Source organism: Sporosarcina saromensis (genome assembly GCF_033253735.1).
Classification (GTDB): Bacteria; Bacillota; Bacilli; order Bacillales_A; family Planococcaceae; genus Sporosarcina; species Sporosarcina saromensis.
Genome location: NZ_JAUBDI010000003.1, coordinates 288,003 through 314,236, shown reverse-complemented (window position 1 = coordinate 314,236; position 26,234 = coordinate 288,003). Strand labels below are relative to the sequence as shown.

The window sequence follows — 26,234 nt, the reverse complement described above, 5'->3', positions numbered from 1 at the left end:
TTTAGTAATTGTACAATCTATCAATTCATAAGATAATGTACTTATCTTGGACGAGCTTAATTAAGGAGGGAACATTGATGGATCAAATACTAGAAACGATTGTAGGATGGCTTTGGGGACTTCCCCTTATCTTCACTGTATTGTTTGTCGGAATCTATTTCACGATCGGCAGCAAGTTCTTTCAATTCGGTTATTTACCTCATATTTTTAATGCTACTTTCGGAAGACTTTTTTCAAAGAAAGAGCAGACAGACGATGCGAAAGGAATTTTGACACCGTTTCAGGCAGTCAGTACTGCAATTGGAGGCAGTATCGGTGTCGGAAATATCGGTGGTGTCGCAACTGCTATTGCAGTCGGTGGACCAGGTGCTGTGTTTTGGATGTGGGTAACTGCACTTTTAAGTATGATGACCAAAACGGTTGAAGTAACTTTAGCAGTCCATTACCGAAGTACCGATGAGAAAGGCAATCCATACGGCGGTCCTACATATTACATGGAAAAAGGGTTAGGCGAAGAAAAGCGATTTAAATACTGGAAAATCCCAGCAATTCTTTTCGGGTTTGGGATTTTCACAACATTTTTTATCACTCTTCAAAATTACACCGTTTCAGAAGCGGTCAGTTCAACATTCAACATCGGCATGATTCCTTCTTCACTTATATACGTAGCACTCATCTATTTACTCATTTACGGTGGGATTAAACGAATTGGAATGATCGCGTCAAGACTCATTCCGATTATGAGCATTTTTTTCGTAGCATCCTCTCTATTCATCATACTTAAGAATTTCACTGAAATCGGTTCTGTGTTTAGTTTAATCTTTGATAGCGCTTTTAACGGAATGGCTGCTGTTGGAGGATTTACGGGAGCGGTCATTGCACAAGTGATTCGGATGGGGGTCGCACGTGCAGTTTATAGTAATGAGGCTGGATGGGGGACATCACCGATGATTCACTCCACTGCTAAAACGAATCACCCCGTTAAGCAAGGGATGTGGGGAGCTGTAGAAGTATTCATTGACACCATTATTATCTGTTCAATGACGGCATTTACAATCATTATTACCGGTGCATGGTCATCTGGCTTAGATGGTGCCGCCTTAACATTGTCTGCTTTTGAAATTGGTATCGGTGAAGCAGGTCGAACCATTATTACACTATCAATTTTCTTATTCGGACTAACGACGACGAGCGGTTGGTATACGTATTACGAAATTATTTTACGGCACCTGTTTCATGGAGAGAAAAAGGTTAAAACGAAAAATAAAACTATTGCTTTTTACAAGTGGCTCTATCCAATTCCAGGTCTACTTATGGTCATTTACGCAGTCTATTATGATTTGCCTGGAAAAGCCGTTTGGTATTTTGCAGATATCACAACTGCCATCCCAACGTTTGTGAATTTAATTGTCCTATTAGTGTTAAGCAAGAAATTCTTCGAGCTGCTACGCGACTATAAGGCAAGGCATCTAAACATCGGTACGATTGATCCGAATTTCAATATTTTCTATGAAGATCGGCACAATAAGAAAAAATAATGATAAACGAGAGCATCCAGCGTGGGAGGCTCTCGTTTATTTATAGTACAATATCCATTTTCTTTTCGCGTTTCCATAGCATGATCGCACCTACTAGTGTTAGTAGAATCATCACACTATATGCTATTAACGCAAGCCATTTAGAATTCCATATGGAAATCATGTGAGGCACCAATGGATATAAGCCTATTAACAGGAATCCGACGACAAATGGAATTTGGATGCCAATCAATGAAACCATGTTCGGCACTAGGCTTGAAAACACCATGGAAAGCAGCCCGAAGACAAGCCCTATGATGTAAATGCCAGCGACACATAATAAGATGAATTGGAAAAATGTCGGGTCGAACCAAGATTCGTTTGCAATAAATGTGTTAACTCGAACGTCAAAATACATCGATGTGTTGTTCAATGAATACAAGCTGAAATACACAATTAACAGAGCTGTAATTAGAATGAATGTAGCAATGCTTCCTGCAAGCAATTTCGTCTTGAAGAGATTCCTTCCTTTTCTCGTCGTGTATTGAATTGCCACGACCTGTCTCGTTCGATCCTTTACTATCGTTGGAGATATGACCAATACAACGCTGAAAAGAATTGCGATAGCGACATTTGCAATGAACGATTTAAAATTCATCATAACGACTTCCGGATATACTCCGAATTTTTCTTGAGCGATCAATTCTTCAAATCGTTGCCTCTTTTTCTCGGAGAGTACATGTGGAATTGTTTTTCGTCCCTCATAAAAACGAATGAGACTTTCTCGTTCTTGTAGCTCCCAAAAGAGGTCAACTTTTTCATTAATAAATACATCTGATCTAAGTTCGTCGATTTCTTGAGGTGCATTCCACCAATCATAAGCGAGGAATTCTTCATATGTATCCAGTCCGACTTCAACGAATTCCTCTCTAGATTGCAAGTATTGAGTAGCCTCTTCAACTTGATTGGCATAGGCCTTCTTAAAATCAATGAACTCCTCTTCATCCATTGTGGTGCCGTATTTCTCAATCATTTCTATGCCCATTTCATATGAATAGATTCCACTTCCATTCGGGAAATTTTCAATATAGAACTCAATCAACAGAAAATAAAGCACACTATTTATGAAAATTAGCAGTACAAGCATTTTCCACGTTAAAATCTTTTTCAATTCATTCCATAAAACACGCACTATTTCAACCTCCCTACTGAATATCTATTTTTGTAAAACGCTTATAAGACCCAATACATAAAACAATTGTGATAATTGTCCAGCAGCTAATTGTTACCCATTCGAAATTTTGGAACAGTATGAGCCCACTACTTCCCATGAACGAATTTGAAATTGCCAATAGTAGCGTTGGTAATGTATACGAAGAGACGAATAACAGATTTGAAGATTTCGGCATGAAGCTTGGCAATAGCCATCCAAGTACAAAAAGAATGGCAACAAGGAAGAAGGTAATGTAACTATTTTTCATCACTACGGATAATGCAAATGTCACCCCTGCAAATAGCATCTGAGCGATGAAAACGAGTATAGTTACACCGATTAAAAATTCTCCAACAGATAAATCCCACCAAGCAACGTAGGGAAAATTGTTTTCCCAATTAAACGCACTGCTAATCGATGTTTTCCAAACGTGTGAGTAGTCAAATACGGTAAAATAAGTTCCAAGTGTTATGGCGAACAACAAGACTGAAATAACCGCCGATATTGCTAATGACGCGACCAACTTGTCCTTCATCAATTGTCTGCCACGAGGCGTTGCGTATGTAACGAGTTGTGTCCGATTCTCAAACTCATATGTCGTTATGAAAGCAGTCGACAACACGATTAACAATAGTGATTCAATAATGATATGCAAGAATACCGTTTTAAAAAGAAAACTGTGCATGAAGTACGGCTTGCCTGCAAAAAACCATTCCTTATGCTCTTCATTTGCCACCATTTCTTCAAAACGCTCTGCAAACTTTTCGTTCTCTTTCAGAAGTGTTTCGGCCGCTTCATCACTGATGCCGTACTTTTGTACATCGCCTTCTCCAGCTTCTTTTACATGAATGTTAGCGTACCTTTCGTCAATTGAATCCGCCATGCTATAGTACATTTCCTTCAATTGTAATCGATTGAAAAACTCCCATTCTTCGTCACTGTAAAGCTCTCGCTCTTCATAATGTATTTCACCAAGAAAATCATAGATGCTATCATATTGCTGGCCGATAATTAACGTTAACGTTGAGAGATCGTTTTGAATATCTTTTTCAAATTGTACGAGTGAGTCTGTTGTTATTTCTCTGCCATATTGATCGATGATTTCATTCACCATTGTTAATTCATCTTTATGGTCAGAGGAGCTGAAGATGACAAAGATGTTGAATGCAGAAAAGATGATTAGCAATGCAATTAGAATCGGTGACGTCAGGGCTTTTTTACACTCGAGAAGAAAAATCCGCATTATACCTCTCCTTCTATCTCATCACGATACTCATATAGAAACACATCTTCCAGCTGTGGTGGTACGACTGTCCAATTTCTCTCTGCTTCCCCTTTATGAATAAAGCGGACGCGCATATTTCCGTACTCCTGCTTTTCGGATAGTAGGCTATGTTTCAGTCGGAAGTCTTCCAACTGATCATAGGCAATGGTTGTTTCGAAAACATTTCCATTTAACGACGAACAGATATTTTCAACCGAATCTTTATAAAGTAGCCGTTTATTTTTAATCATTATTATTTCATTTGCAATCGATTCGATATCTGAAACAATGTGCGTTGAAATTATAACAAGTCTTTCACGTGCAAGATCCGTAAGCATGTGCCGGAAGCGTGCCCGTTCTTTAGGGTCAAGGCCAGCTGTCGGCTCGTCCAATATTAAGATTTTGGGGTTATTCAACAATGCTTGCGCAATCCCAACTCGCTGAATCATTCCACCTGAAAACTTCTTCATCTTTTTATTTATCACATCACTCAACGCCACTTTCTCCAACAACTCCTCAATTATATGGAGAGCTTCTTTCTTTCCCATTCCTTTTAGAGCTGCCAAATAGAGAAGGTATTGCTTTGGCGAATAATTTTTGTAATAACCGAAATGCTGCGGTAAATAACCAAGTAGTTCGCGATAACGATCATCCATATCACTAATATTTTTTCCGTTGTAGAGAATTTCTCCCTTTGTGGGCGAAATCAATGTCGCCAACATCTTTATTAATGTGGTTTTCCCCGCACCGTTTGGAGCAAGCAATCCATACAGGCCGGTACTGAATTCCAGATTGATTGATTCTATAGCTGTAAAATCCCCATATTGCTTACTAACGTCTTTTACAACAAGCATATTAAAATACCCCTTCCATCTGTTTGAATTGAATTAGTTTCTTTACACAACGTATATAAATGAATACCATTCCGAGTAGAACAATTGCATTCACAACAGTGTTCAACTTGAGCAGAAAATCATTATATACTTGGACATTTACTGTTTGTAATAAAAGATTTCCGAACGTCCATCCAATGACAGTCATGATAACAATTACTGAAGTTCTCCGTCTCATTAACGCAAATAATAAGAGGGTTGAGAACACAAACAGAGAAGTTAATGATAGTAAAAAAGCTCTTAAAAAATGAATCCCCTCAAATTGCATCGCCACAGCCGCAATGGCAATCGTATTCAGAACAACAGATAACAAACTAAACAATAACATTCTGCATGCAATAATTTGGTAAACATTATACTTACATGCCATTTCTACTTCGTACGTATTATTTTGCGTTTTTCGTAGATAAGTTGAAACTGATAAGACCATGAAAAGTATAGGTGATAATAAAAAGATGTAACTGTATATATCTTGGATTTGTCCTTGAAACGGTGAAATGATTAACATTGCTAGCAAGGCTGCTACAACGGTAATGAGAAAACCAAGTTCTAACCGATCCGAAAAAATATGACGCATTCCAACTTGCTGGATCATTGACTTCAAGTAAGTGAGAAACGTCACTTTCGGTGTAATTCCAGTCGCTACAATCTTGTCAATTTCCATCTGAACGACCTGCTCTTCTAAACTAGGAATTTGTAATTTCTCTTTCCTCATCCCATTAAACCTCCATTTCTTTTCGTATCTTTCGTAACGCTGCATAATACCTTGTTTTAACTGTCGACACAGGAATGGATTCCATCTCTGCTATTTCTTTTAGCGTGTAGTCTCCAAACAGTTTTAGCCTCATAATTTGCTGTGAACTGGATTCCAAATTATTTACGATTGCATTCACTTGTTCGACATCTTCTTTGTATTCAAGTGATAGCACCAAATCATGTTCGTCTACAATCTCTCTGTCTTCAATCGGTTGTGAGAATTGTGTATACCGATAGGTTTTAGACCTGTAATAGTCAACAATCTTATTCGCCGCTAACCGATAAAGCCAAGTCCGAAAAGATGCACGTTTTTTATCATAAGTATGAATGGATTGTAAAGTACTAATGAAAATTTCCTGCGTCAAATCCAGCGAAAGATCCTGATTCAATGTCTGCTTAAAGCAGAAAGCATAGATTTCTTTGTAGTACTTTGAAACGAGCGCATTCGCAGCCGATTCGCTGGCGTTTGTTTGTATTTGTTTAATCCAGCGTTGTTCTTTGTCCATGGTTCACCACTTGCTTTCCACATATCATTGTCTCTCTTAAGTATATTCGTAAATGGTCTTCAAAAAGTTTGTAGGTTTGAAAATAAATAAAAAAGGCTTCCCTAAGGAAACCCCTTCATCTATTTCACAGTTCATTTTCTGTTCTGTCGATACAAATCTTTTGATTTATAGCCTTCCGCTAAAATGATCTCCATTTCAGCAAGTCTCTTTTCTTGTGTTTCTTGCCTTTTTGCACTGTACACGTACCTTGCCCAATCTTTTTGGTAACCGAAAGTCAGCGCATCATAGATTGGTAATATTTCTTCGTTTGTTTGAAGGTGTCGTCTAATATCTTCAATGCGATCGATGTAATCATCTACACATTGACTTGCTTTAGCCGATTTAGTTTTCGTTTTTTTCTGTTCACACTTCAGTCCGACAACTGTAAATACATCATTCAAGCTCACCATTCTAGAAAATTTCAAATCGCTGCCATCTACATAACCATCTTCATCAACTTGTAGTTCGTTATAAAACACATCTCTGTCAATGAACGAATCGTATTGCTTGTTCCCTTTTTTAGGATAGGCGAAAAACAAGTACCCTTTGTTTTCAAGCAAACTCTTTTCGATGACAACACGAATTTCTCTCTTAAATTCTTCCAAATTGTAAATGAAAACGAACAGACAATTGTACTTATCCTTTAAGACCCGATCATCATAGGTAATGGCAGCAAACTCTTCAACCAAGTCTTCTGGGCTGTGAATTACCGCTATTTGTTCATATTTATCCAACTTCAATTTTTCAATAATTGTTTTCGTCGAGTTCATCTATTTTGCCTCCTATATAGTCATCACGAGAGACTTTAATCCACTCGTCAATAAATGCAATTCGTGCATCGGTCTTGTCATTGCGACATACAACAATTTCCGATCAATCTCATTATCGTTGAATGGCGCATGAAAAGCACCTATCATGACTGCGTCAAACTCTAATCCTTTTGATAAATGACTTGGGACAATTAGAAGACAATCCGCTGTTAAATCGGAATCTTCTCCAACCAATTGAACCGGCATTCCGTGCTCAGATAACACTTTGTAAAACGTTGACGCTTCTGCTTTCGTTTTACAAATCAGTGCTATCGACCGATGCTTCCTTTCTTTTATCTCGTTATAAAGCGCATGAATTTTATGAGGATCCAAACTTTCCATTTCATAAAAATCCGGTTCTTGTCCATGTCGCACAACAGGTTCAACTAAAGGGAGATCTTCCTCCATTTGCGCCAGCACCTTGTTCGCTAACTGCATAATTTCAATTGTTGTCCGATAACTCTTTTGCAATGTCGTATATGTCGCACGGGGGAACAACTCCTTGACAGGATCCCAAGAAGTCAAAGCACGATAACTATGAATTCCTTGCGCTAAATCGCCGACCATTGTGAACATATCCGTTTCCAATCCATCTTGTAATGCCGCCAACTGAAATTCACTATAGTCCTGCACTTCATCAATGAATACGACACGCATCTTCCACTTATCGGGCACTCCTTTCAATTTGGCATGCAAATAATAGAGCGCCGCCAAATCTTCCAGCTCCCACATTTCCTTTGGATGAGCGTTCAAAAAAGCATCCCTTTCTGATTCAGACCAGTGGCATGCCAACTCTGTATGTAGTTCAGGATCTGTCAGCCAATCCCTGTATAGTTGTTTGATCGAAAATTTCTTGAACCGGCGCATGTAGGAAGCGACTGTCTTCTTGCCTTCCTTTTCAATGAAAGGAAGACGTTCATCTCGCTCATCCATAATTCTTGTAATTCTAGCTCTTCGCTTTTCGTCATCTCGAATACCATAAAGTGCTTTATCCAGCGCCTCTTCATACTTATCAGATAAAAGCTTATAAAGCTGTTTACGCTTACGATTCACTTCCGTTTGCATGATAAGCTTGATGCGCTCTATGCGCTTCTCAAGCGGCATATACTTGAAGTCCTCCAAAAACAATTTACGTAGACGAGATGCACGCATAATCCGATATTTTTCAATATACACATCCTCGAATAGCGATGCTGTTGCTCGTTCAATTTTTTGAACATATCGATTCATCATTTGGCGATAGTCAAGGGAACCTTTCACTTTTGTGACAAACAACTTTTCTTCATCAATCGTACCGTCCGCTGTCAAACTCTCCAACTTCTTATTCGAGTCCCCAAGCTTCAATTTCAGCCCAGTAGCATTTAATACGTATTCTGCATAAGTTGTTTGGCAAATACGGCCTACCCCTAGTTCAGGTAGCACATCCCCGATATACTCCATGAACAACTTGCTCGGTGCAAGAATCATTAGTTTATCTGAAGGGAAGTCCGTTCCCATCGTATACAAGAAATAAGAAATTCGATGAAGCGCAATCGTTGTCTTCCCACTTCCTGCTGCCCCTTGCACGATAATCGGCTGCTTTAAATTTGCTCGTATGATTTCATTCTGCTCCGCTTGAATGGTCGATACTATTTCCGTCAAGCGCGTATCAGCTTTCCCAGAAAGGGCTTCTTGTAGCAATTCATCATTCGTTGTCAAGTCAATATCGAGTATATCCAGCAGTTCACCTTCCTCGATTTTGTACTGTCTTTTCGAGTATAGATGTCCAGTAATCTCTTCGTCTCTCACTGGATAAGAGATGTCGCCTAATCGCCCGTCATAATAGACATTTGCAACAGGTGATCGCCAATCGACAATGATCGGTTCTTGTGTTTCTTGATGAAAGACGTAGGTTTTCCCAATATACAGGAATTCATCCTTCTCTCCGTGTGTCTGAAAATGGATGCGTGCAAAATAGGGTTTTTGACGAATCGCTTCTAACCCTTCTTTTTGGGAACGGGCCATTTCAAAAAAGCGGGTGTTCGTCAAAATATTAATATAACTTAAACTTGAATCTAAGTAATCCAAATCCGCCATTGCATGGCGAATTTCATCTTGCGAGGATTTTACATCACGTTGAGATTCTTCCAGTAGCTTCTTCATGTACTGTTTGGTGTAATCAAGGCGCTGCAATTCAAACTCAAAATCAGGATGTTTCTGCATTGGACAGTCCTCCATTTTGTGTATTGGCGTCTTACGATTGTTGATGGGAGATGTTGGGGATTTAAGTCAGAGATTGATTGTATCATTCTACAGACATGAGAGCAATGTTTATTTTCAGATAACAGAAAAAGCTGACTGGACATGCAGTCAGCTTCTGTCTTTATACCGTAAATCGCCCTAAATCCGTTTGAAGTTTTTCGGCCACTTCTGATAAAGTTTGGGCACTTGAACTGATTTCTTCATTGGATGCAAGTTGTTCTTCCGTAGCAGCACTTGTTGATTGTGCTTCTGCCGAAGTTTGGACTGCTAGTTCTTGAACCTTTTTAGCACTAGCTGACACACGTTCAGACATCGAACGAATCTGATCAATCGCAACGGCTACCGTTTGCACTTTTCCGCTTACATCATTGGAAGCAAATTCAATCTGCTCAAACACACGGCTCGTCTGCTGCGTGATACCAAGTCCCTCGTTCACTTTCTCTTTTCCATTATCTGCACTATCGACTGCCAACGAAACATTTTGAATAACTGTTTCAATCATCCGTTCAATCTCTTCAGCAGAATTTTTGGATTGTTCCGCGAGATTCCGCACTTCATTTGCAACGACCGCAAAGCCTTTTCCTTGCTCTCCTGCCCGTGCTGCTTCAATTGCCGCATTCAAAGCTAACAAATTGGTTTGTTCGGCAATACCGGTAATCATCCCAGTTACATTCCGAATATTTTTCGAGTGTTCTGCGAGTTCATTAATAATCGTGGAAGAATGCTCAATCGTCGTTGAGATTTCTGACATTTGAACGGTCACCTCATTCATGAGTTGAGACCCCTCTCCGACAAGTCTTGAAACTGTTGTCGATGAAGTGAGCATTGCTTCGTTGTCTTCTGTAATTTGCGTGACACCGTTTGCCATCTCTTCCATCGCAGTAGCCGACTCATTGACGAGATTCACTTGCATATCACTTGCCATCAAGTTCTTTTCAGCGATTTCTGCTACCATTTCGGATGCTGCAAGACTCTCTTCAGAACTTGCCGTCAATTGCTCAGCTTGTGCTGCCAACTGATGCGCGGCATCCCGCGTATTTGAAATGATTCCGCGCAAGTCGGTCGTCATCTCATTGAAAGCTGTCGCCATCTCACCGATTTCATCTTTGTTTTTTATACGTAATGCTTCCATTGCAAAATCACCTTTTGCAATCCGTTTTAATGATCGCGTCATGACACGAACAGGTTTTGTAATGCTTCGACTGATGAAAGTAGCAATTACAATACTAAGGACAGCACTGAAAGCAATGACACCGAACAGGAAGATACTCGTCCACTTACGGGTGTCAGCAAGCTCTTTTTTCGTTGTAGCCATTTCAGCACGTTGGATTTCTATTAATTTCTTTGCTTGTTTCGTTATAATGGCTTGATAGTCTTCTGCCTTATCAGCAAATGCAATGGCATCAGCATCTCTGCCATTGTTGAACGAACTAATTGCGGAATCTGTCAATTCGCTATAGCGAACACCAGCATCTTTTAGCTCCGCTAACAGTTCAATACTCTCTTCCCCTTTTAGAGATGTTTCTAGTTGGTTCACTTTTTCATTGAATGACTCGATTTGTGTGCGGCGATTCGTCAAATAGACAACTTCCTTATAGAGCAAGTAACCACGTAAATCATTCGACAATTCGTTCTGATTTGTCGCTACTTGTTCAAGCACAATCACTTTTTCCATTCGGTCATCAATTAAGAACTCATATTTTTCACTCACGCGCTCCATTGCCAAGTAGTTCAATATCCCTGCAATGACCATTAGGAAGACTAATGTCAAAAAACCAGTCCACAGTTTCCTACTCACTGAAAATCTCATCTGTATCCCCCTATGTAAACCTTTTCATCTATATTCTACTATACTAATTTCACAGTAATATAGAAAGGTAGATTGCCAAAATAATGACTGAAGTACTTATCGTTTTGCAAATAAAAATACTGACGACAACTCACTAAACCTTTAGGACTATTCCAACATTAAAAAAACGATCCCAATTTAAAAGATTGAGACCGTTTTACAGGATTGCCTACGTTATTAAACTGTTCGCTTCTTTTTGAAGATGACTTTCCACTCTTCAGCTTCTTGTCTCATGCCGACACCAATCCAACCATCTTTTAATAACGCCTGTTGCCTTTCAAGGTAAGACATATCGATAAGGATTGTTTCCAAATCATTCACTTCGATTGGATCATCCGTTAATTCTTTCATCATCGTATAACGAATGAGATTGCCATACTTCACTTTTAAGGAAATAATATGCATCCCTAAAGAAAATTTATCTTTTAAGCTTGCAATGTTGAATGGTGCGACCGTCGTGCAGACATATCGGAAACGACTCGTATCTACTTGCTCCATCAACATTTTTCCAAGCATTTTTTGAAGGCCGTTTCCTCGATAAGCAGGATGGACATTGGAAATTTCAGAGTATAAGACGGATGGCAGCTCATTTTCTGAGAGTCCCGCATCTCTCCCTAGATGTTCTTCATCTATTTCAGGTTCTAACATCGCTCGAAACGCAATGAGCTCCTCCTCGTGGAATGCACCGAGCATACTACCATTTCCATTAAGAATGAATCGAAACTCTTCCTCTGATAGCGGTTGAAGGAATGACGTATCCGGAAGAGCAGCGATTACGTTCTCTTGTAAGCTTTGAATGGCCAAGAGATCATTCATCGTCAACGATTGAATTCGAATTGTCTGCCCGTTCGGAAGTGTTTGTACCGTATTCATCCTTTCACCTTCTCAGAGAACACTGTAAGTTTCGCCAAGACACTTTCATCTACATCTACGCCTAATCCAGGCTTTTCTGTTAAACGGATAAACGGAACATTGTAGTGCAAGTTCCCAACATCCTCACTAAACTTTAATGGGCCCGTCAATTCAACACTTGTCATGATTTTCTTTGAAAAAGCAACTTGGAAGCCTGCCGCTGACCCGATGGATGACTCAACCATCGACCCAACTTGACACTCAATTCCTGCCATTTCAGCCATATGCGCAAGTTTCATGGCTGGATAAATACCGCCACATTTCATTAACTTGATGTTTACCTTATCAGCTGCACGTTTTGCAATGATTTCACGCATTTCGCGAACACCGCGCAAACCTTCGTCAATCATGACAGGTACGGAAGTTTTAGATTTAATTTCCACCATCGCATCAATGTCATCCGCTTTAACAGGTTGCTCTAACCAGTCAAGGTCACATTGTTCAAGTTTCCGCAACGCTTGTAACGTCGCTGCACTATTTACCCACCCCTGATTCACATCGACACGGATTGCAATGGCATCTCCAACACGTTCACGGACTGCTTGGATTCGTTTAACATCTTCCATAACATTCGTACCGACCTTCATTTTCAATGAACGGTACCCTTCTGTTACTCGATGTTCTGCCTCGTCTGCCATATGTGATGGGGAAGCAATGCTTAACACATGTGTAATTGGAAATTCGTCATGGTATCTTCCACCTAACAACGTATACACCGGAACGTCCAACGCTTTACCGACTACATCATAACAAGCGATATCGATTGCAGCTTTGGCAGCCGGGACACCATAAATCTCCTTGTCCATCCGTTCATGAATCTTTTCCATTTCTGCTGGATCCATGCCAATGAGCGCAGGCGCAAGTGTATTTTTTAATACTGCAAATGTACTCTCCCAGCTTTCTCCCGTAACATGTTCATCTGCCACCGCTTCTCCATATCCAACATGCCCACTATCAGTCGTCATTTTGACAATAATTGAAGGCATATAATCATAAGTTGCATAACTGATTACAAATGGTTCAACTAACGGAAGGTGTATTGCAAAAATTTCAATTTCAGTAATTTTCATCATTTTTCTTCCTTTCTGTTTTAACATCCTTTATAGTAATTGTAACACTGTCGTTAAATAGTCGCTATAAAATTGGAGGGATTTTTGTTGAGAATAAAAATTGCAGTCATCGGTTCAGAACATTTTTGTTCCCATGTTTTACAGCTCGTCAAAGAAAACGATGATATGGCTATCGAATGTCATATCTATGATGAGCCCCAAGAAGCAGCTGCTATCATTCAAACGATTAAACCTTGTGATGCAATTGTGTTTTCCGGATCACTGCCTTATTTGTACGCACAAAAAGCGGTTCAACAATTCGCGGTTCCAGCAATCTTTTTACAACAGGATGAAACCGCTATCTCCACTACGTTACTCTATGTGTTAGCGAACGAGCAACTACCTTGTGATCGTATTTCCATTGACGTCACAAATCGAATTTATGTGGATCATGTGATTGAAGATGTTAACGGAACCATTGCTCTTCCTTTTATCCATGAATTACAAGAAGATGACACGATTGCAACACTCGTTTCATTTCACAGTAAGCTAATGGATGAAGGAAAAACAGCTATCGCTATTACAAGTGTCCATGCTGTGTACGAGCAGTTAAAAGCTGTCGGGAAAAAAGCTTGCATGATGATCGACCCTGGAAGCTCTATCGTAAGAAGCCTTTACGAAGCCCGTCAACAAGCTATGCTTCAGCAGAGCACTTCTGCTCAAATCGCTGTCGGCATTGTGACAGCTCAAGATCCGTCTATGCAAGACTTTATCGCTACACTCGCTCAACAATTACATGCACATTGGCATGAATCAGCAGGGGAATACACACTCTTCACGACAATGGGAAATTTGGAGTACTCTATTAGAAATCCGCAATTTACAGCACTAGTAAATCAACTACCCTCCACTGTAAAAATAGCATTCGGTTGTGGTGAGTCAACAATGATTGCCGCAGACCATGCAAGGCTTGCTTTAAATTTTAACCGGTCGACAGAACTAAGTGGTTTTTACATTCTTGATGCTCACAAAAAACTGCACGGGCCATTTCCACAAACGGAAGATGTGCTGGACATGAAAGTCGATCATCCTACATTATTGTCCATGGCTGATAAAACAAAACTCGGGCCAGCAAACATCTCGAAATTACTTGCATTTAATAAATCACGTTCAACAAACCAATTTACTGCTAACGATTTAGCCATCTATTTGAATGTATCCAGAAGAACCGCAGAACGCACTATTAAGAAATTGATTGAGTATGATTATATAACAATCGTGGGCGAGGAAATGACGTACAAACAAGGAAGACCCCGTGCGATCTATGAATTTAATTTTCCAACTCACATGTAACAAAAGGCCGTCCTAGCCTAATGGCAAATGGACAGCCTCTTTTTTTACATTTCAACTTGGACTTTATCATCCAATTGTTCTTTTTTTGCCGCTTCCAGTTCTTCCTTCGTCATTTTGACAATAGAGAAACCAGTAGCCGCATAAATAATTGAAATCAACGGAATAACTAAATTGAGTATTGCATAAGGACCATATTGAGCAACCCCAACACCTAATGTACCTAATATGAATACCCCACATGTATTCCAAGGGATAAATACTGACGTAATCGTCCCACCGTCTTCCAAAGCACGGGATAAGTTTTTCGAGTGTAGCCCCATTTTTTTATACAGCTTTGAAAACATTCTTGACGGAACAACGACTGAAATATACTGTTCTGAACAAGTTGCATTTGTAAAAATACAAGTTGCAATGGTTGATGTGATTAAGGAAAAAGATGATTTAACACCTTTCATGAGCTGATTAATAATTGACTGAAGCATACCTGAATACTCAAGTATTCCTCCAAACGTCATTGCGACAAGCGTCATTGAAACGGTATACATCATGGAATCCAAGCCACCGCCATTGAATAGCTTATCGACCATCATATTGCCTGTTTCAATTGCAAAACCACTTTGTAATGCTTCAAGCGCACCTGCTAATGAACCGCCTTGAACAAAAATTTGTGATAAGAATCCAAGGATAATACCGACAATAAGTGCAGGGATTGCTGGTACTTTTAATGCAACGAGCACAATAACTGCTAACGGAATGAGCAGTAACCATGGCGTAATGAGGAAACTCTCTTGTAACACTGAAGACGTTTGTGCGATCTGTTCCAAGTTCAAATTGCTGTCTGCAAACCGTCTTCCTAAAAAACCATAAACCCCAAGTGCAATCAGAAAACCAGGAACGGTTGTATACAACATGTGCTTAATGTGATCAAAAAGATCTGTCCCTGTCAACCCTGATGCTAAGTTCGTCGTATCTGAAAGCGGTGACATTTTATCACCAAAATAAGAACCTGAAATAATTGCTCCTGCGACCATCCCGGCAGGAATTCCCATACTTAACCCGATTCCCATACCTGCAACACCAATCGTTCCCATTGTAGACCATGAGCTACCAATTGCTAAGGAAACAATTGCACAAATGATTGTAATTGCGACTAAGAACCAACCCGGTGTAATGATTTGCAAACCATAGTAAATCATTGTCGCAACGATACCGCCGCCCATCCATGAACCAATTGTCAATCCAACTAGCATTATGATGACGACAGCTGGTAATGCAAGCTTAATTCCTTTATACATCATTTCTTCGATTTCTTTCCACGTAAATCCATATCGCCAAGCGACTAAAGCTGCGGTCGTTGTACCGACGATTAAAGGCATATGTGGACCTTGCTCCAGTTTCACGACGGTCAGAAGCATAACACCTATCATAATGAATAGTGGCAAAATTGCCATGAAGAATCCAATCTTCTTTTTCTCTGGTTGTTTCATCGGTACCCCTCCAATAAATAATTATTTTTTGTAAAATTAAAATTTGTCGCTAATTGGTCGTTAATAGAATAATATACAGTTTTTCAAAAGGAGTCAATAGTTTTTTTGAAAGCGATTTCAGTGATATACTACAATAATGTATAGAATGCATTGAGATTTGAGGTACATAGTACGATATAACTAGTGAAACTAGTGCTAAAAAGGAGCTTATTGTCGTGAAAAAAGAACATAAAAAGGAAACGTTTCGCAGTCTTATCCAACGCTACTTTTTCATACTTATTGGGGTTACATTAGCAGCAGTCGCGTTGGAGCTCTTCCTAATACCCAACTCGGTCATCGATGGTGGAATCATCGGAATTTCACTTATCTTGAATTTCATGACGGGCATTCCGTTTGGTATTCTCATTCTCATCATCAATTTACCGTTTCTCTTCTTCGGGTATAAACACATCGGCAAGAACTTCTTCATTTCTTCATCTGTCGCGATTGTATTATTAGCCGTTATCGAATTCCCATTAAAATCGGTAGGTCCATTTGTCACCGATCCCTTGCTCGCGACCGTCTTTGGCGGAATTTTGCTAGGTGCAGGAGTCGGACTCGTCATTCGAAATGGCGGGGCATTAGATGGTACAGAGATTCTTGGTATTTTATTGACAAGGAAAATCCCTTTTTCCGTGGGCGAATTCGTCATGTTCTTTAATATTTTCATATTTGGCTGGGCAGGTTTTGTCTTAACGTGGGAAAAAGCGATGTACTCCATTTTGACGTATTACATTGCTTCAAAAGCAATTGATATCATTATACAAGGGTTGGAAGATACGAAAGCGGTCATAGTCGTATCCGACGAATACGAAGAATTGAGCGCTGCCATTACGGAAAGACTTGGCCGTAGTGTTACATTGCTTCACGGTAAAGGTGGTTATAACGACAACGAAAAAGAAATTATTTACGTTGTCATTACCCGCTTGGAAATCTCCAAGTTGAAGCAGATCGTACGTGATATGGATCCGTCAGCCTTTGTGACAATTACGAATATACAAGAGACACACGGCGCCGCGTTTAAGTCTGCGATTCATTGATGGGATTTAGGTTCATAGACCGTTCCTCTGCGCTCCACTCGTGAATATGAAAAAGAAACATTGTAAAAACAGAAAAAAATGCATGCTGGCGAATTTGCCTCATGCATTTTTTTATGATTTATCCCAGGCTCTTTTTTATTCCTCATGGCTTACTTGCCATTCGATGCCAAATTGATCTTTTACCGAGCCGTAGCACTTGCTCCAAAAAGTCTCTTGAATGTCCATTGAAATACGGCCACCTTGTTTCAGCTTATGAAAGATGGATCGTAATTCTTGTTCATCTTTGCTCACGTACACTAAGCTTACGTTGGTTCCAACGACATAGGGTGAACCTGGAAATGTATCTGAAAACATGATCACATCATCGTTTATTGTCAAACGTGTGTGCATGATTCGATCATGAGCTTCTTCAGGTAATGGGTACTCCGGATTCGGTGGGGCTTGACCAAATGTCATGAATTCAGGTTTTTCCACATTATATACGTCCGCATAAAACTCCACTGCTTGTCGACAATTTCCATTAAATGTTACATATGCATTGATAGCGATGACAATCATACTCCTTTTTCAGATAAGTAGTTTTATTTATCATAGCATAGGTTTTATTTAAGCGGAAACAAGAGTGGAATGGAAATCATCATGACAATGAACATGATGAATTGTAGCGGGACGCCAATCTTTACAAAATCCTTAAACTTATAATTCCCCGCAGTCATGACTAGAGCATTCGTTGGAGAAGCGACTGGTGTGGAAAATGCCATACTCGCTCCTACCGCTACAGCAATTAAGAATGGATAGGGACTGACGCCTATACTTAACGCTGCACTCATTCCGATGGGAGCAAACAAAACCGCTGTTGCTGTATTGCTTATGAATTGCCCAAACAGCATCGTCAAAAAGAAGATTCCTGCAAGGACGCCCATTGGCCCTACCCCGCCTAAGAGTTGAATAATCCCTTCAGAAAGTAGCACCATGCCTCCTGTATTCTCAAGTGCAGTCGCCATCGGTAACATGGCACCAATTAGCAAAATACTCTCCCAGTTTATTTGCCCATAGGCATCATCCATATTGCGTACACAGCCGGTTAAGATCATTAAGGCTGCGCCTATTAAGACCGAAATGACTGCTGGAAACACTTCGAGCACCATTAGCAGAACGATAAGTGCCATGATCCCTCCTGCAATTGCAGCCTTTCCGCTTGCAGAAGCGACACTTGCATGCTCTTTCGGTTGACCGATGACAACCACATTCCTCGTTTCTTTCGATAACAGTTCAATTGAATCCCAAGCACCTTGCACGAGAATCGCATCTCCAAAACGCAGCTTTTGCTTGGACATATCTTTGACAACAAATTCTCCTTGACGATTAATCCCTAAAATATTCAAGTTGTACTTTTCACGAAAATTAATACTTCGCACTGTTTCATTGATAAGTTTAGAATGGGGCGTCAATAACACTTCTGCAATGCCTAACTGTTTGGATACAAGTTCTTCCGTTTCTGAAGTCGCTTCTTCACGAACTAGCCCAAACGCTTGGATAAATTTCTCAAGATTAGCTGCACTTCCTTGGATATATAGTCGGTCTTTCTCTTGGATCACACTGTTTGGACCAGCCATTTCTTGATACGTCATAGGCATTAAGTTCATGCCTTCAACTGATTTACGACTAATTTTTAAAATGCATAAATGGTACGTAGCCGGAATTTTTAATTGTGCAAGACGTTTTCCTACCAATGATGAGCCTTCAGGTACTTTCACTTTGAACAACTTTCCACCTAATTCATAATCAATCGCCAATTGTTTTGTTGCTAATGATGCATAGCCATTTGTAGTAGAAGAGGCAGAACTACTTGGAAGCAGTTTATTGCGCACCGCATACAAATAGACGATACCAACCACAACACCGATAATACCGATTGGCGTGATTTGGAAAAAGCCTAATTTTTCATAGCCGTTATCGACAAGCAACTGGCTCACAATCAGATTGGGTGGAGACGCGATCAATGTCAGTAATCCTGAAAAACTTGCCATATAAGAAAGAGGAATCAAATACTTTGACGGACTACTTTTAATGCTCATTGCAATGTTAATGACAATCGGCAACATGAGAGCCACCGTACCCGTATTACTCATGAACGCACCAACTGAAGCGACAATGACGAGTAACAATACGAACAATCGGCTTTCACTTTCTCCCGAATAGCGCAATAAAAGAGTGCCCGCCATTTGCGCAAGACCGGTACGATAAATACCTGCACCGATGACAAATAAGCCTGCTATCATAATGACAACAGAATTCGAAAACCCAGATAACGCTTCTACAGGTGTCAGGATTCCGGTAATGACAAAGGTCAATAACGCAAGCATCGCAACCAAATCGGCTCGAAGCTTATTTGTCATGAATAAAACAATGGTAATGCCTAAAATGATAAACGTCAGTGTAAGTTGCAAAATCGATAATTCCTTTCAATGATTTCGTTACTTCTATTGTAGTATAGACAGAAAAAAAGTGCTTTATCGATCAGCACTTTTTTGTGAATCATTGAAAGGTGTTGCCTTTTGACGAGCCAAGAGGGTTCGGGTGCAGCAAAATTGTCAACTCCTTAAATTCCTTCCGCTGTCACTCCAGTCAGACATTTACCGTTGACAATTGCCACATGTTTTCTTCTGCAGCACGTTTCACTTTTGGCCGAAGAAAAAAATAAAAAAGGACAGCATATGCTGCCCTTCCGATCTTCCACAATCGCGCCCGATTCTAGAGAATCATTTTATTAATTTCTCTCCTGTTAAAATTTTGTAGAGGTCTGCTGAATCGTGCTTTGTTAATTTCACATATCTATCGCTATCAGTAACTATCTCTAGATTTTCACCATTTGAGCTAATCCATAATAAATAAGATGCGATTTTGTCTTCGCTGCCATTCTTAAATGGAAATTGAAATTGGTAGTCAGCATCACGTTCCATGTTTATTTCTGTATTCTCCCAATCAGCATTTTTCACTATATCTATTGCTTTAGTAACCTGTTTTCGTTGAGTAATCTCTCTAAAGTCTTCAAAAGTATTTTCTTCTCCTGTTCGATTCTGCACAGTTATTTTTTGCCCTATCATTTTATTTACACAACCCGAACTAACTAACAAAATAATTAGTACAGAAAAGACCAGGAGTATTTGTTTCAAATGATTATGCCTCCTTTTACTATCTTATTGTTTTGAGATTCCCCTGGTACAATGAGTCATATGCCGTTTAAGGGCCCGTTTGAAGAACGGATCTTATTAGTGAATTGTCCCATATTATAGCAAATAGTTTATTATAATCTTACAAAATAATTCACGACCACCGAGAAAACACCTCGATTTCATAGTGCTCTAAATCATCTTTAGACAATTGGGCTTTTAAATACTTTTCAACTTCAGGTATACCATCTTTATCGTATACGTCTATCGTTATAACAGGATCAGTAATGCCAATTTGAGTACTTTGCACTTCATATTTATCCCACAATGAATCCATAACCAGCTTTGTACTATATGGCTCTTTTTGCATAAACCAAAATACAACAGACATTACAATAACACTCGTTAAAATTATTGCTCCTAATTTATTTTAACACCCATTTTATTCTCCTCCATCATTTACTTCTCCCAAAATGGCCAGTTTCTGGAACACGAATTCTTCAATAACTGCGCCCGATTACTAAATTATATAGTTTTAGCTTTTCTTTCTGAGACCCCAAAATACACCGCTAACGCCAGCAAGATTATTGGCGTAAGACCTACGTATTTCAAAGCAATATTTATCCCTAAAAAATAGTATGAGATAGGTAAAAAAGCAATCGCACTGATCAACATGTAAAACCAAGAACGCCGTGAAATCCCGAATACCATTGTCATAATTGATATCAAAAATGAAGCGTACCAGAGTAAAAGCATGATAACTCCTCCCTTGTATTGTTCTTCAAAATGGCACGTTTGCGGAAATATCTTTTGTATCTCAATAAACCACATGAACTAAAACCGATCCATCATCAAAAACAGAAATTTGAACAGGTTGATAATCAACTTCGTCAAAATAGCAAATATGTTTACGATGAATAGTACATTTCATAATATTCAGCCGTTCCCATCGGTCCAACTGTCATCACTTTCTCATTGTACGGTAACATGATCTCCATCCATTCTGTCTGTTGTTCCATACTGAGCCCATCGAGCGGAAGACATAATAAATGATTTGCTACATAGACATGTTGTTTTGGTAACGTAAGATCTTTCTTTAGAGCAGTATATTGCTCCGGAGACATTTCAATTTTAAGGAAGCGTTCATTTTGGCTTGTGAAACGTTGCTCGTGAATGAATGTCCCATCTTTTAAAAACAATACACGATCTGCATATAAATCTAGGTTTTCTAATAAATGCGAAGCAACGAAAATCAATTTATCACTCTTCATATCTAGTAAGCATTCAGAAAGAAGGGCAACATTGTCCACGTCAAGACCATTCATCACTTCATCCATGAGCATCATTGGTGTATCAGCTGCCATCATCATTGCGAAACACAGTCGTTGGCGCATTCCAAGCGAATAGGTTCCCACTTTCCGTTTTACATAATGCCCCATCTGAAGTCTCTCAACAATCATAGGAACATTTTTACTATTCCCTTGCCACAGTTTTGCATAAAGTTTTAGATGATCAATCCCTGACAACTCTTCAAAGAGATCTTTTTGCTCAGGAAATGTGACCAACTGTTTATGGATATGTAATTCTTCACGTTCATTCCGATACGTATGCTTTCCTCCAAAGACGACTTGACCTTTATCTGGTTTGACGAAGTTGGCTATGACATTAAATAGTGTAGTCTTACCCGTACCGTTCGGGGCAACTACTCCGATAATTTCCCCTTTATGAGCGGTTAAATCCAGTTCATCTAAAATTACTTTATGTTGATATGCAATAGATACATTTGATAATTTTAACAAATCTTCTACCTACCTTTCTCTAACTAGTTCAATTACGTCTTCGCATTTGAGTAAAAAAGTTTTTGGGAATAGTTTAGAAAAATTCCTTTTTAAATCACAATTTATTATCCCTATTGTCTTTTCTTTCTGAAATCTCATTCTATTATAGGTAAAATCTGAAAGTTTTTCAATAGGTTTACTCGAAGTCTCTGAAATCTCTTTTCATAATCGTTGCTAGTAGCCACCAGATAAAATCACGAATTTTCAAAGTTACGATAAAAACCATTCGACTGACGAACTTTTTTCCAATAGTATTAAACATAGTGGTTGCTATTTCTACGGTTGAAGGAGTTGGCATACGTTGGATTTACTCTTTATTATCTTCCCGGTCTTTTTCATATTCTTGATTGGGTATGTTGGACAAAAGCTAATCGGTTTTGACATTAAATCGATTTCAATGACCGCTTTGTACTTAATGTCACCATTTTTAGCATTCCGCACGTTTTACGGCAATCCGTTAACTTGGAATTATATGTACATAATCATTTTTAGCTTATTATTATCTATCGTTTTGTTCATTGTTGTATGGAGTACAGCAAAATTGATGAAGGCAACGCGTTCTGAAAGATCCGCAATGATTTTAGGCTCGGTATTTATGAACAGCGGCAATTATGGCGCACCTGTTGTTTTATTCGCACTCGGTAAAATCGGTTTCGACTATGCTGTCATCATGATGGTTTTTCAATCTCTGCTAATGAACTCTTTCGGCATTTTCTTTGCATCGATTGGAGCAAGCGAACGGGCTACTTGGCAAGACGCCTTGCAGCGTGTAATTCGGATGCCACTCATATATGCAGCACTTCTTGGCATTATCCTGCAATTACTTGCTGTTGAACTGCCTTCTACGTTGATGGAAGGGGTTAGTTTAATAGCTGATGCGTCGATTCCTACGGTCATGTTAGTGCTTGGTATGCAATTGGCCGCAATGGTTAGAAAAAAAGTGAAGTATCAATATGTAACAGCAGTGACAATCATTCGCATGTTCGTATCTCCAGCAATTGCAGCTGTTATATTGTTATTTTTACCGGTTGATGATGTACTTCGAGCAGTTCTGATCATTCAAGCTTCTATGCCTGCAGCAGCCAATACAACGATGTTTGCATTACAATTCGGCACTGAACCTGATTTAGTTTCTTTTACGACGTTTGTCACGACAATAATCAGCATATTGACGATTCCAGTCATACTGCTACTCGTTGGTGTTTGATTTGTGTACTGTGGGTTTATGCGGCGTTTGGAGGAAGTATGCCGCGTTCAGCAGAATTTTGCTGCGTTGTAAAGAGCTATTTATTTTAATCATAGCTTGCAAGAAACGTTAATCAATTGAAGGAATTAATCTGTTCAATGAATCTTTAGCTTCAAAAATAGGATTGTTGGAACGCGGGAAACATCGAGTTTAGGGATAGTATAGACGCGCCAAATTGGTTTTGACCAATCAGGCTTTTGAGCTTTATGGATTGATTCATCTACTATGTAAGGTTACATTCGAGAAGGCTTTTAATTGATAAAGCTTATAGTACTTGTCTCAGATTCTTCTTTTTTAAAAATGCCTTTTGCATGGAATGTAAAGAAACGATAGAGAGAAGATCTTCCTCATTCATTTTATAAAATAAGGGCTGTCACAGAAAATCAGTGTTCAATGATTTTCCGGACAGCCCTTCTCGCTATTTTTAATTAAGAGGCAACTGCCACTTTGTTTTTGTTATTTTTATCTTTCGTCTTGAGCTGAATTGCAAGTAGAAGTGCAAACATGCCTAGTCCCACAACATCCGTAATCGTTTCTGGGAAAATGAGGAGCAATCCTGTCGCAACAATGATAATCCGTTCAATCCAATAACATTTTCTGTACCAATAGCCGATCATTCCAGCGCCAATCGCGATCATTCCGACAATTGCTGTGAAAGTGACCCATACAATTTCAAGCAATGAAGCATCGATCATTAACAAGGCTGGGTTGAATACGAACATGTACGGAATGATAAACGCCGCAATGGCCAGTTTTGCTGAATTGACACCTGTTTTTATCGGATCGCCTCCAGAAATTCCCGATGCTGCAAATGCAGCCAATGCAACCGGAGGTGTAATATCTGCAATAATTCCAAAATAGAACACGAACAAATGAGCAGAAATGGCGATGACGACAGGCACCGTCGTATCGGCACCCATTTCTCCACCCATTAGTAATAAGATAATCGCTGGCGCTGCTATCGTAGACGTAATGACATAGTTAGCAGTTGTCGGCGATCCCATTCCTAGAACAATTGCTGCCAACATTGTAAATATGAGTGTCAATAGAATATTCCCACCAGCTGCTGACACGAGACCGTTCGCTAAACTTAAGCCTAATCCAGTCTTTACGACTACACCGACGATGATCCCTGCGCAAGCTGTTGCAGCAGCAACTGCGAGAGCTGTACGTGCACCATCGACAAGTGCTTCAATAATATCTTTAAATCCAAGTCTCGTTGCTTTATCAAAGAAACTCACGACAATTGTTAAAACGATTCCGTATAGTGCAGCTTTCATCGTTGGTACGCCTAACAGGAGGAACACAATGATTCCGACTATCGGCAATAACAGATAAATCTTCTTTAATGTCGCCTTTCTGTCTGGCATCTCTTCAGGAGACATTCCTTGTAAGCCAACGCGTTTTGCTTCGAAATGCGTCATAATCCATATTCCTGTAAAGTAGAGCAACGCTGGGATTGCAGCCGCTTTGGCAATCTCCCAATAAGTTACCCCACCAATAAACTCAACCATTAGGAAGGCTGCAGCTCCCATAATCGGCGGCATGATTTGGCCACCTGTAGAAGCAGCTGCCTCTACCCCTCCAGCGAATTCTTTTCGATACCCTAACTTCTTCATCATTGGAATCGTATAAGAACCGGAACCTACGACGTTTGCAACGGAACTTCCTGAAATTGTTCCTTGCAGAGCACTCGAAAAAATCGCAACTTTTGCAGGTCCACCTGTCAATCGACCGGCAAGGACAACTGCTAAGTCATTGAAGTAATTCCCGACTCCTGTTTTAACGAGAAACGCTCCAAAGAGCAAGAACACAAAGATGAATGTTGCAGATACACTGATCGGCGTACCTAAAATACCATCTGTCGTAAAGAATAGAAGTTGGACCAATGATTCTAAATCTTGTCCCCTATGTGCTAAGAAGCCTGGGAAATGGCGACCAAAGAATGCATAAATTAAAAAGACGACTGAGATAATCGTGATTGGTAATCCAACAGCTCTTCTTGCCGCTTCAAGTGTGAGTAGAATAGCAACGATACCAATGAACATATCCATTTCAGATACGCGACCGACACGGAATACTAAATCATTGTAAAATAATGGCCAATAGAGACCGACCGCGACCGCCAATAGCGATAAGAGTATGTCATAAAAAGGAACTTTGTTTCGTTTCACACCAGGTTTTTTTACCGCGGGAAATAGCAAGAAAATTAATGACAATGCAAAACCTAAATGGACTGAACGTTGGATATACGCAGTAAATTGCGTTCCGATGGATGTGTATAATTGAAATAGTGAAAATGCAAGCAATCCTGCAAATACGATGATCTTGAAGAAACCCGTTAAGTTTCTTGTATTGGACTCAGGATCATATTTTTGTAGTAATTCTAACTGTTGTTCTTCAGTTAACGTATCATGTGATGAAATGTCGGTCTCCTGTTGGGATGGGTTCCGCTTTTTATTGTTCGCCATTCATCTGAACTCCTTTCATCTTCTGGTACCAAGATAGGCGTTGCACACAAAATTTGTACGACTCCCCCCGTGCCAAATAGTTTTTCAAGTTGATTTCCTTATCACGATACTTAAATGCCAAATCAGCATCTACATCACCTACAAAAAGAACAAACGACTGGATACGGTTATCGTCGTAAGAAAGCGTATATACGCCATCTTCGATAACCAACGTTTCACCTTCTTCAGCATAACCCGGTAAACCGATACCGACATCTTCATATTGCATGGACAGGAACTGAAGTTTATCTGTTTCTGTGACTTGATAACTTTCAATGACATCTGTCAAAAAAATGGAGTGAACATACCGGATTTGAAAATTCCTATCATTCTCCAGTTCTACATAATACGTCTTTGGATGATCAGATCGATAGTCCGTAAAGGTGAACGACTTATGTATGGGTAAGAAAATAGAAACGAGGCTGGTAAGCAGAATAAGAAGTAGAATGGGCAGCCATACACTCTTTTGCATCATCTCCCCATCCGCCTTTCTCACTTGC

Annotated in this window: 23 protein-coding genes; 4 read left to right on the top strand and 19 right to left on the bottom strand. The window is 39.6% G+C overall.

Features of this window, described 5'->3' with window-relative positions; translation table 11 throughout:
• Positions 1 to 77: 77 nt before the first annotated feature.
• Positions 78 to 1,538, top strand: a complete 1,461-nt coding sequence (locus tag QT711_RS05955; protein WP_317942593.1) for an alanine/glycine:cation symporter family protein — start codon at positions 78 to 80, stop codon at positions 1,536 to 1,538.
• Positions 1,539 to 1,578: 40 nt separating this feature from the next.
• Here the strand turns inward: QT711_RS05955 and QT711_RS05950 are convergent, their stop codons facing one another.
• The 10 genes from QT711_RS05950 to QT711_RS05905 form a co-directional block, all read right to left on the bottom strand.
• A complete protein-coding gene (locus tag QT711_RS05950; RefSeq protein ID WP_317942592.1) occupies positions 1,579 to 2,709 on the bottom strand; it encodes a hypothetical protein in 1,131 nt (376 codons plus the stop codon).
• 13 nt (positions 2,710 to 2,722) lie between these two features.
• Positions 2,723 to 3,973: an ABC-2 transporter permease gene (locus tag QT711_RS05945; protein ID WP_317942591.1), complete on the bottom strand. Its 1,251-nt coding sequence runs from the start codon at positions 3,971 to 3,973 to the stop codon at positions 2,723 to 2,725.
• Positions 3,973 to 4,848, bottom strand: coding sequence for an ABC transporter ATP-binding protein (locus QT711_RS05940; RefSeq protein WP_317942590.1), 876 nt, complete (start codon positions 4,846 to 4,848; stop codon positions 3,973 to 3,975). Before QT711_RS05940 ends, QT711_RS05945 begins: the two co-directional genes overlap by 1 nt.
• Before the next feature lies 1 nt (position 4,849).
• Positions 4,850 to 5,602: a hypothetical protein gene (locus QT711_RS05935; RefSeq protein ID WP_317942589.1), complete on the bottom strand. Its 753-nt coding sequence runs from the start codon at positions 5,600 to 5,602 to the stop codon at positions 4,850 to 4,852.
• A 4-nt stretch (positions 5,603 to 5,606) separates the two neighbouring features.
• Complete coding sequence (locus tag QT711_RS05930) at positions 5,607 to 6,149, bottom strand: RNA polymerase sigma factor (RefSeq protein ID WP_317942588.1); 543 nt, start codon at positions 6,147 to 6,149, stop codon at positions 5,607 to 5,609.
• A 131-nt stretch (positions 6,150 to 6,280) separates the two neighbouring features.
• The gene (locus QT711_RS05925) at positions 6,281 to 6,958 is read right to left on the bottom strand and encodes a YdeI/OmpD-associated family protein (RefSeq protein WP_317942587.1); all 678 of its coding nucleotides are present in this window, start codon (positions 6,956 to 6,958) and stop codon (positions 6,281 to 6,283) included.
• Positions 6,959 to 6,970: 12 nt separating this feature from the next.
• Positions 6,971 to 9,199, bottom strand: a complete 2,229-nt coding sequence (gene helD / locus QT711_RS05920) for an RNA polymerase recycling motor HelD (protein ID WP_317942586.1) — start codon at positions 9,197 to 9,199, stop codon at positions 6,971 to 6,973.
• Positions 9,200 to 9,359: 160 nt separating this feature from the next.
• Positions 9,360 to 11,048 carry a methyl-accepting chemotaxis protein gene (locus QT711_RS05915; protein WP_317942585.1) on the bottom strand — a complete coding sequence of 563 codons (1,689 nt, stop codon included), beginning with the start codon at positions 11,046 to 11,048 and terminating at the stop codon, positions 9,360 to 9,362.
• A gap of 216 nt (positions 11,049 to 11,264) precedes the next feature.
• Complete coding sequence (locus QT711_RS05910; RefSeq protein ID WP_317942584.1) at positions 11,265 to 11,960, bottom strand: GNAT family N-acetyltransferase; 696 nt, start codon at positions 11,958 to 11,960, stop codon at positions 11,265 to 11,267.
• A complete protein-coding gene (locus QT711_RS05905; RefSeq protein WP_317942583.1) occupies positions 11,957 to 13,069 on the bottom strand; it encodes a mandelate racemase/muconate lactonizing enzyme family protein in 1,113 nt (370 codons plus the stop codon). Before QT711_RS05905 ends, QT711_RS05910 begins: the two co-directional genes overlap by 4 nt.
• An 87-nt stretch (positions 13,070 to 13,156) precedes the next feature.
• On the opposite strand from QT711_RS05905, the gene QT711_RS05900 reads away from it, so the two are divergent.
• A complete protein-coding gene (locus QT711_RS05900) occupies positions 13,157 to 14,401 on the top strand; it encodes an HTH domain-containing protein (protein WP_317942582.1) in 1,245 nt (414 codons plus the stop codon).
• Positions 14,402 to 14,445: 44 nt separating this feature from the next.
• On the opposite strand, the gene nhaC is transcribed toward QT711_RS05900, so the two are convergent.
• Positions 14,446 to 15,888 carry a Na+/H+ antiporter NhaC gene (gene nhaC / locus QT711_RS05895; protein WP_317942581.1) on the bottom strand — a complete coding sequence of 481 codons (1,443 nt, stop codon included), beginning with the start codon at positions 15,886 to 15,888 and terminating at the stop codon, positions 14,446 to 14,448.
• 215 nt (positions 15,889 to 16,103) lie between these two features.
• Here nhaC and QT711_RS05890 point away from each other — a divergent pair, with 215 nt between their 5' ends.
• Positions 16,104 to 16,967: a YitT family protein gene (locus tag QT711_RS05890; protein ID WP_317942580.1), complete on the top strand. Its 864-nt coding sequence runs from the start codon at positions 16,104 to 16,106 to the stop codon at positions 16,965 to 16,967.
• Positions 16,968 to 17,102: 135 nt separating this feature from the next.
• Here the strand turns inward: QT711_RS05890 and QT711_RS05885 are convergent, their stop codons facing one another.
• From QT711_RS05885 to QT711_RS05860, 6 genes are all read right to left on the bottom strand, one after another.
• Positions 17,103 to 17,525, bottom strand: coding sequence for a VOC family protein (locus QT711_RS05885; protein WP_398295684.1), 423 nt, complete (start codon positions 17,523 to 17,525; stop codon positions 17,103 to 17,105).
• A 44-nt stretch (positions 17,526 to 17,569) separates the two neighbouring features.
• A complete protein-coding gene (locus QT711_RS05880; RefSeq protein ID WP_317942624.1) occupies positions 17,570 to 19,366 on the bottom strand; it encodes an SLC13 family permease in 1,797 nt (598 codons plus the stop codon).
• A 363-nt stretch (positions 19,367 to 19,729) separates the two neighbouring features.
• Positions 19,730 to 20,143, bottom strand: coding sequence for a hypothetical protein (locus QT711_RS05875; RefSeq protein ID WP_317942579.1), 414 nt, complete (start codon positions 20,141 to 20,143; stop codon positions 19,730 to 19,732).
• 151 nt (positions 20,144 to 20,294) lie between these two features.
• A complete protein-coding gene (locus QT711_RS05870; RefSeq protein WP_317942578.1) occupies positions 20,295 to 20,477 on the bottom strand; it encodes a hypothetical protein in 183 nt (60 codons plus the stop codon).
• Positions 20,478 to 20,665: 188 nt separating this feature from the next.
• Positions 20,666 to 20,896 (bottom strand): hypothetical protein, encoded by a 231-nt coding sequence (locus QT711_RS05865; RefSeq protein WP_317942577.1) that lies wholly within the window; start codon positions 20,894 to 20,896, stop codon positions 20,666 to 20,668.
• Between the two features lie 152 nt (positions 20,897 to 21,048).
• A complete protein-coding gene (locus QT711_RS05860; protein ID WP_317942576.1) occupies positions 21,049 to 21,939 on the bottom strand; it encodes an ABC transporter ATP-binding protein in 891 nt (296 codons plus the stop codon).
• Positions 21,940 to 22,279: 340 nt separating this feature from the next.
• Here QT711_RS05860 and QT711_RS05855 point away from each other — a divergent pair, with 340 nt between their 5' ends.
• Positions 22,280 to 23,185, top strand: a complete 906-nt coding sequence (locus QT711_RS05855; RefSeq protein WP_317942575.1) for an AEC family transporter — start codon at positions 22,280 to 22,282, stop codon at positions 23,183 to 23,185.
• A gap of 467 nt (positions 23,186 to 23,652) precedes the next feature.
• On the opposite strand, the gene QT711_RS05850 is transcribed toward QT711_RS05855, so the two are convergent.
• The gene (locus tag QT711_RS05850; protein WP_317942574.1) at positions 23,653 to 25,695 is read right to left on the bottom strand and encodes a TRAP transporter permease; all 2,043 of its coding nucleotides are present in this window, start codon (positions 25,693 to 25,695) and stop codon (positions 23,653 to 23,655) included.
• Positions 25,682 to 26,230, bottom strand: coding sequence for a DUF1850 domain-containing protein (locus tag QT711_RS05845; RefSeq protein ID WP_317942623.1), 549 nt, complete (start codon positions 26,228 to 26,230; stop codon positions 25,682 to 25,684). The genes QT711_RS05850 and QT711_RS05845 overlap by 14 nt, the downstream gene beginning before the upstream one ends.
• Between the last annotated feature and the right edge of the window lie 4 nt (positions 26,231 to 26,234).

Coding starts and splice junctions, on each gene's coding strand:
- QT711_RS05905 (WP_317942583.1), bottom strand. CDS start 13,069: ATGAAAATTACTGAAATTGAAATTTTTGCAATACACCTTCCGTTAGTT.
- QT711_RS05925 (WP_317942587.1), bottom strand. CDS start 6,958: ATGAACTCGACGAAAACAATTATTGAAAAATTGAAGTTGGATAAATAT.
- QT711_RS05955 (WP_317942593.1), top strand. CDS start 78: ATGGATCAAATACTAGAAACGATTGTAGGATGGCTTTGGGGACTTCCC.
- QT711_RS05940 (WP_317942590.1), bottom strand. CDS start 4,848: ATGCTTGTTGTAAAAGACGTTAGTAAGCAATATGGGGATTTTACAGCT.
- QT711_RS05945 (WP_317942591.1), bottom strand. CDS start 3,973: ATGCGGATTTTTCTTCTCGAGTGTAAAAAAGCCCTGACGTCACCGATT.
- QT711_RS05935 (WP_317942589.1), bottom strand. CDS start 5,602: ATGAGGAAAGAGAAATTACAAATTCCTAGTTTAGAAGAGCAGGTCGTT.
- QT711_RS05885 (WP_398295684.1), bottom strand. CDS start 17,525: ATGATTGTCATCGCTATCAATGCATATGTAACATTTAATGGAAATTGT.
- QT711_RS05870 (WP_317942578.1), bottom strand. CDS start 20,477: ATGGATTCATTGTGGGATAAATATGAAGTGCAAAGTACTCAAATTGGC.
- QT711_RS05915 (WP_317942585.1), bottom strand. CDS start 11,048: ATGAGATTTTCAGTGAGTAGGAAACTGTGGACTGGTTTTTTGACATTA.
- nhaC (WP_317942581.1), bottom strand. CDS start 15,888: ATGAAACAACCAGAGAAAAAGAAGATTGGATTCTTCATGGCAATTTTG.
- QT711_RS05880 (WP_317942624.1), bottom strand. CDS start 19,366: ATGACAAATAAGCTTCGAGCCGATTTGGTTGCGATGCTTGCGTTATTG.
- QT711_RS05930 (WP_317942588.1), bottom strand. CDS start 6,149: ATGGACAAAGAACAACGCTGGATTAAACAAATACAAACAAACGCCAGC.
- QT711_RS05910 (WP_317942584.1), bottom strand. CDS start 11,960: ATGAATACGGTACAAACACTTCCGAACGGGCAGACAATTCGAATTCAA.
- QT711_RS05850 (WP_317942574.1), bottom strand. CDS start 25,695: ATGGCGAACAATAAAAAGCGGAACCCATCCCAACAGGAGACCGACATT.
- QT711_RS05865 (WP_317942577.1), bottom strand. CDS start 20,896: ATGCTTTTACTCTGGTACGCTTCATTTTTGATATCAATTATGACAATG.
- helD (WP_317942586.1), bottom strand. CDS start 9,199: ATGCAGAAACATCCTGATTTTGAGTTTGAATTGCAGCGCCTTGATTAC.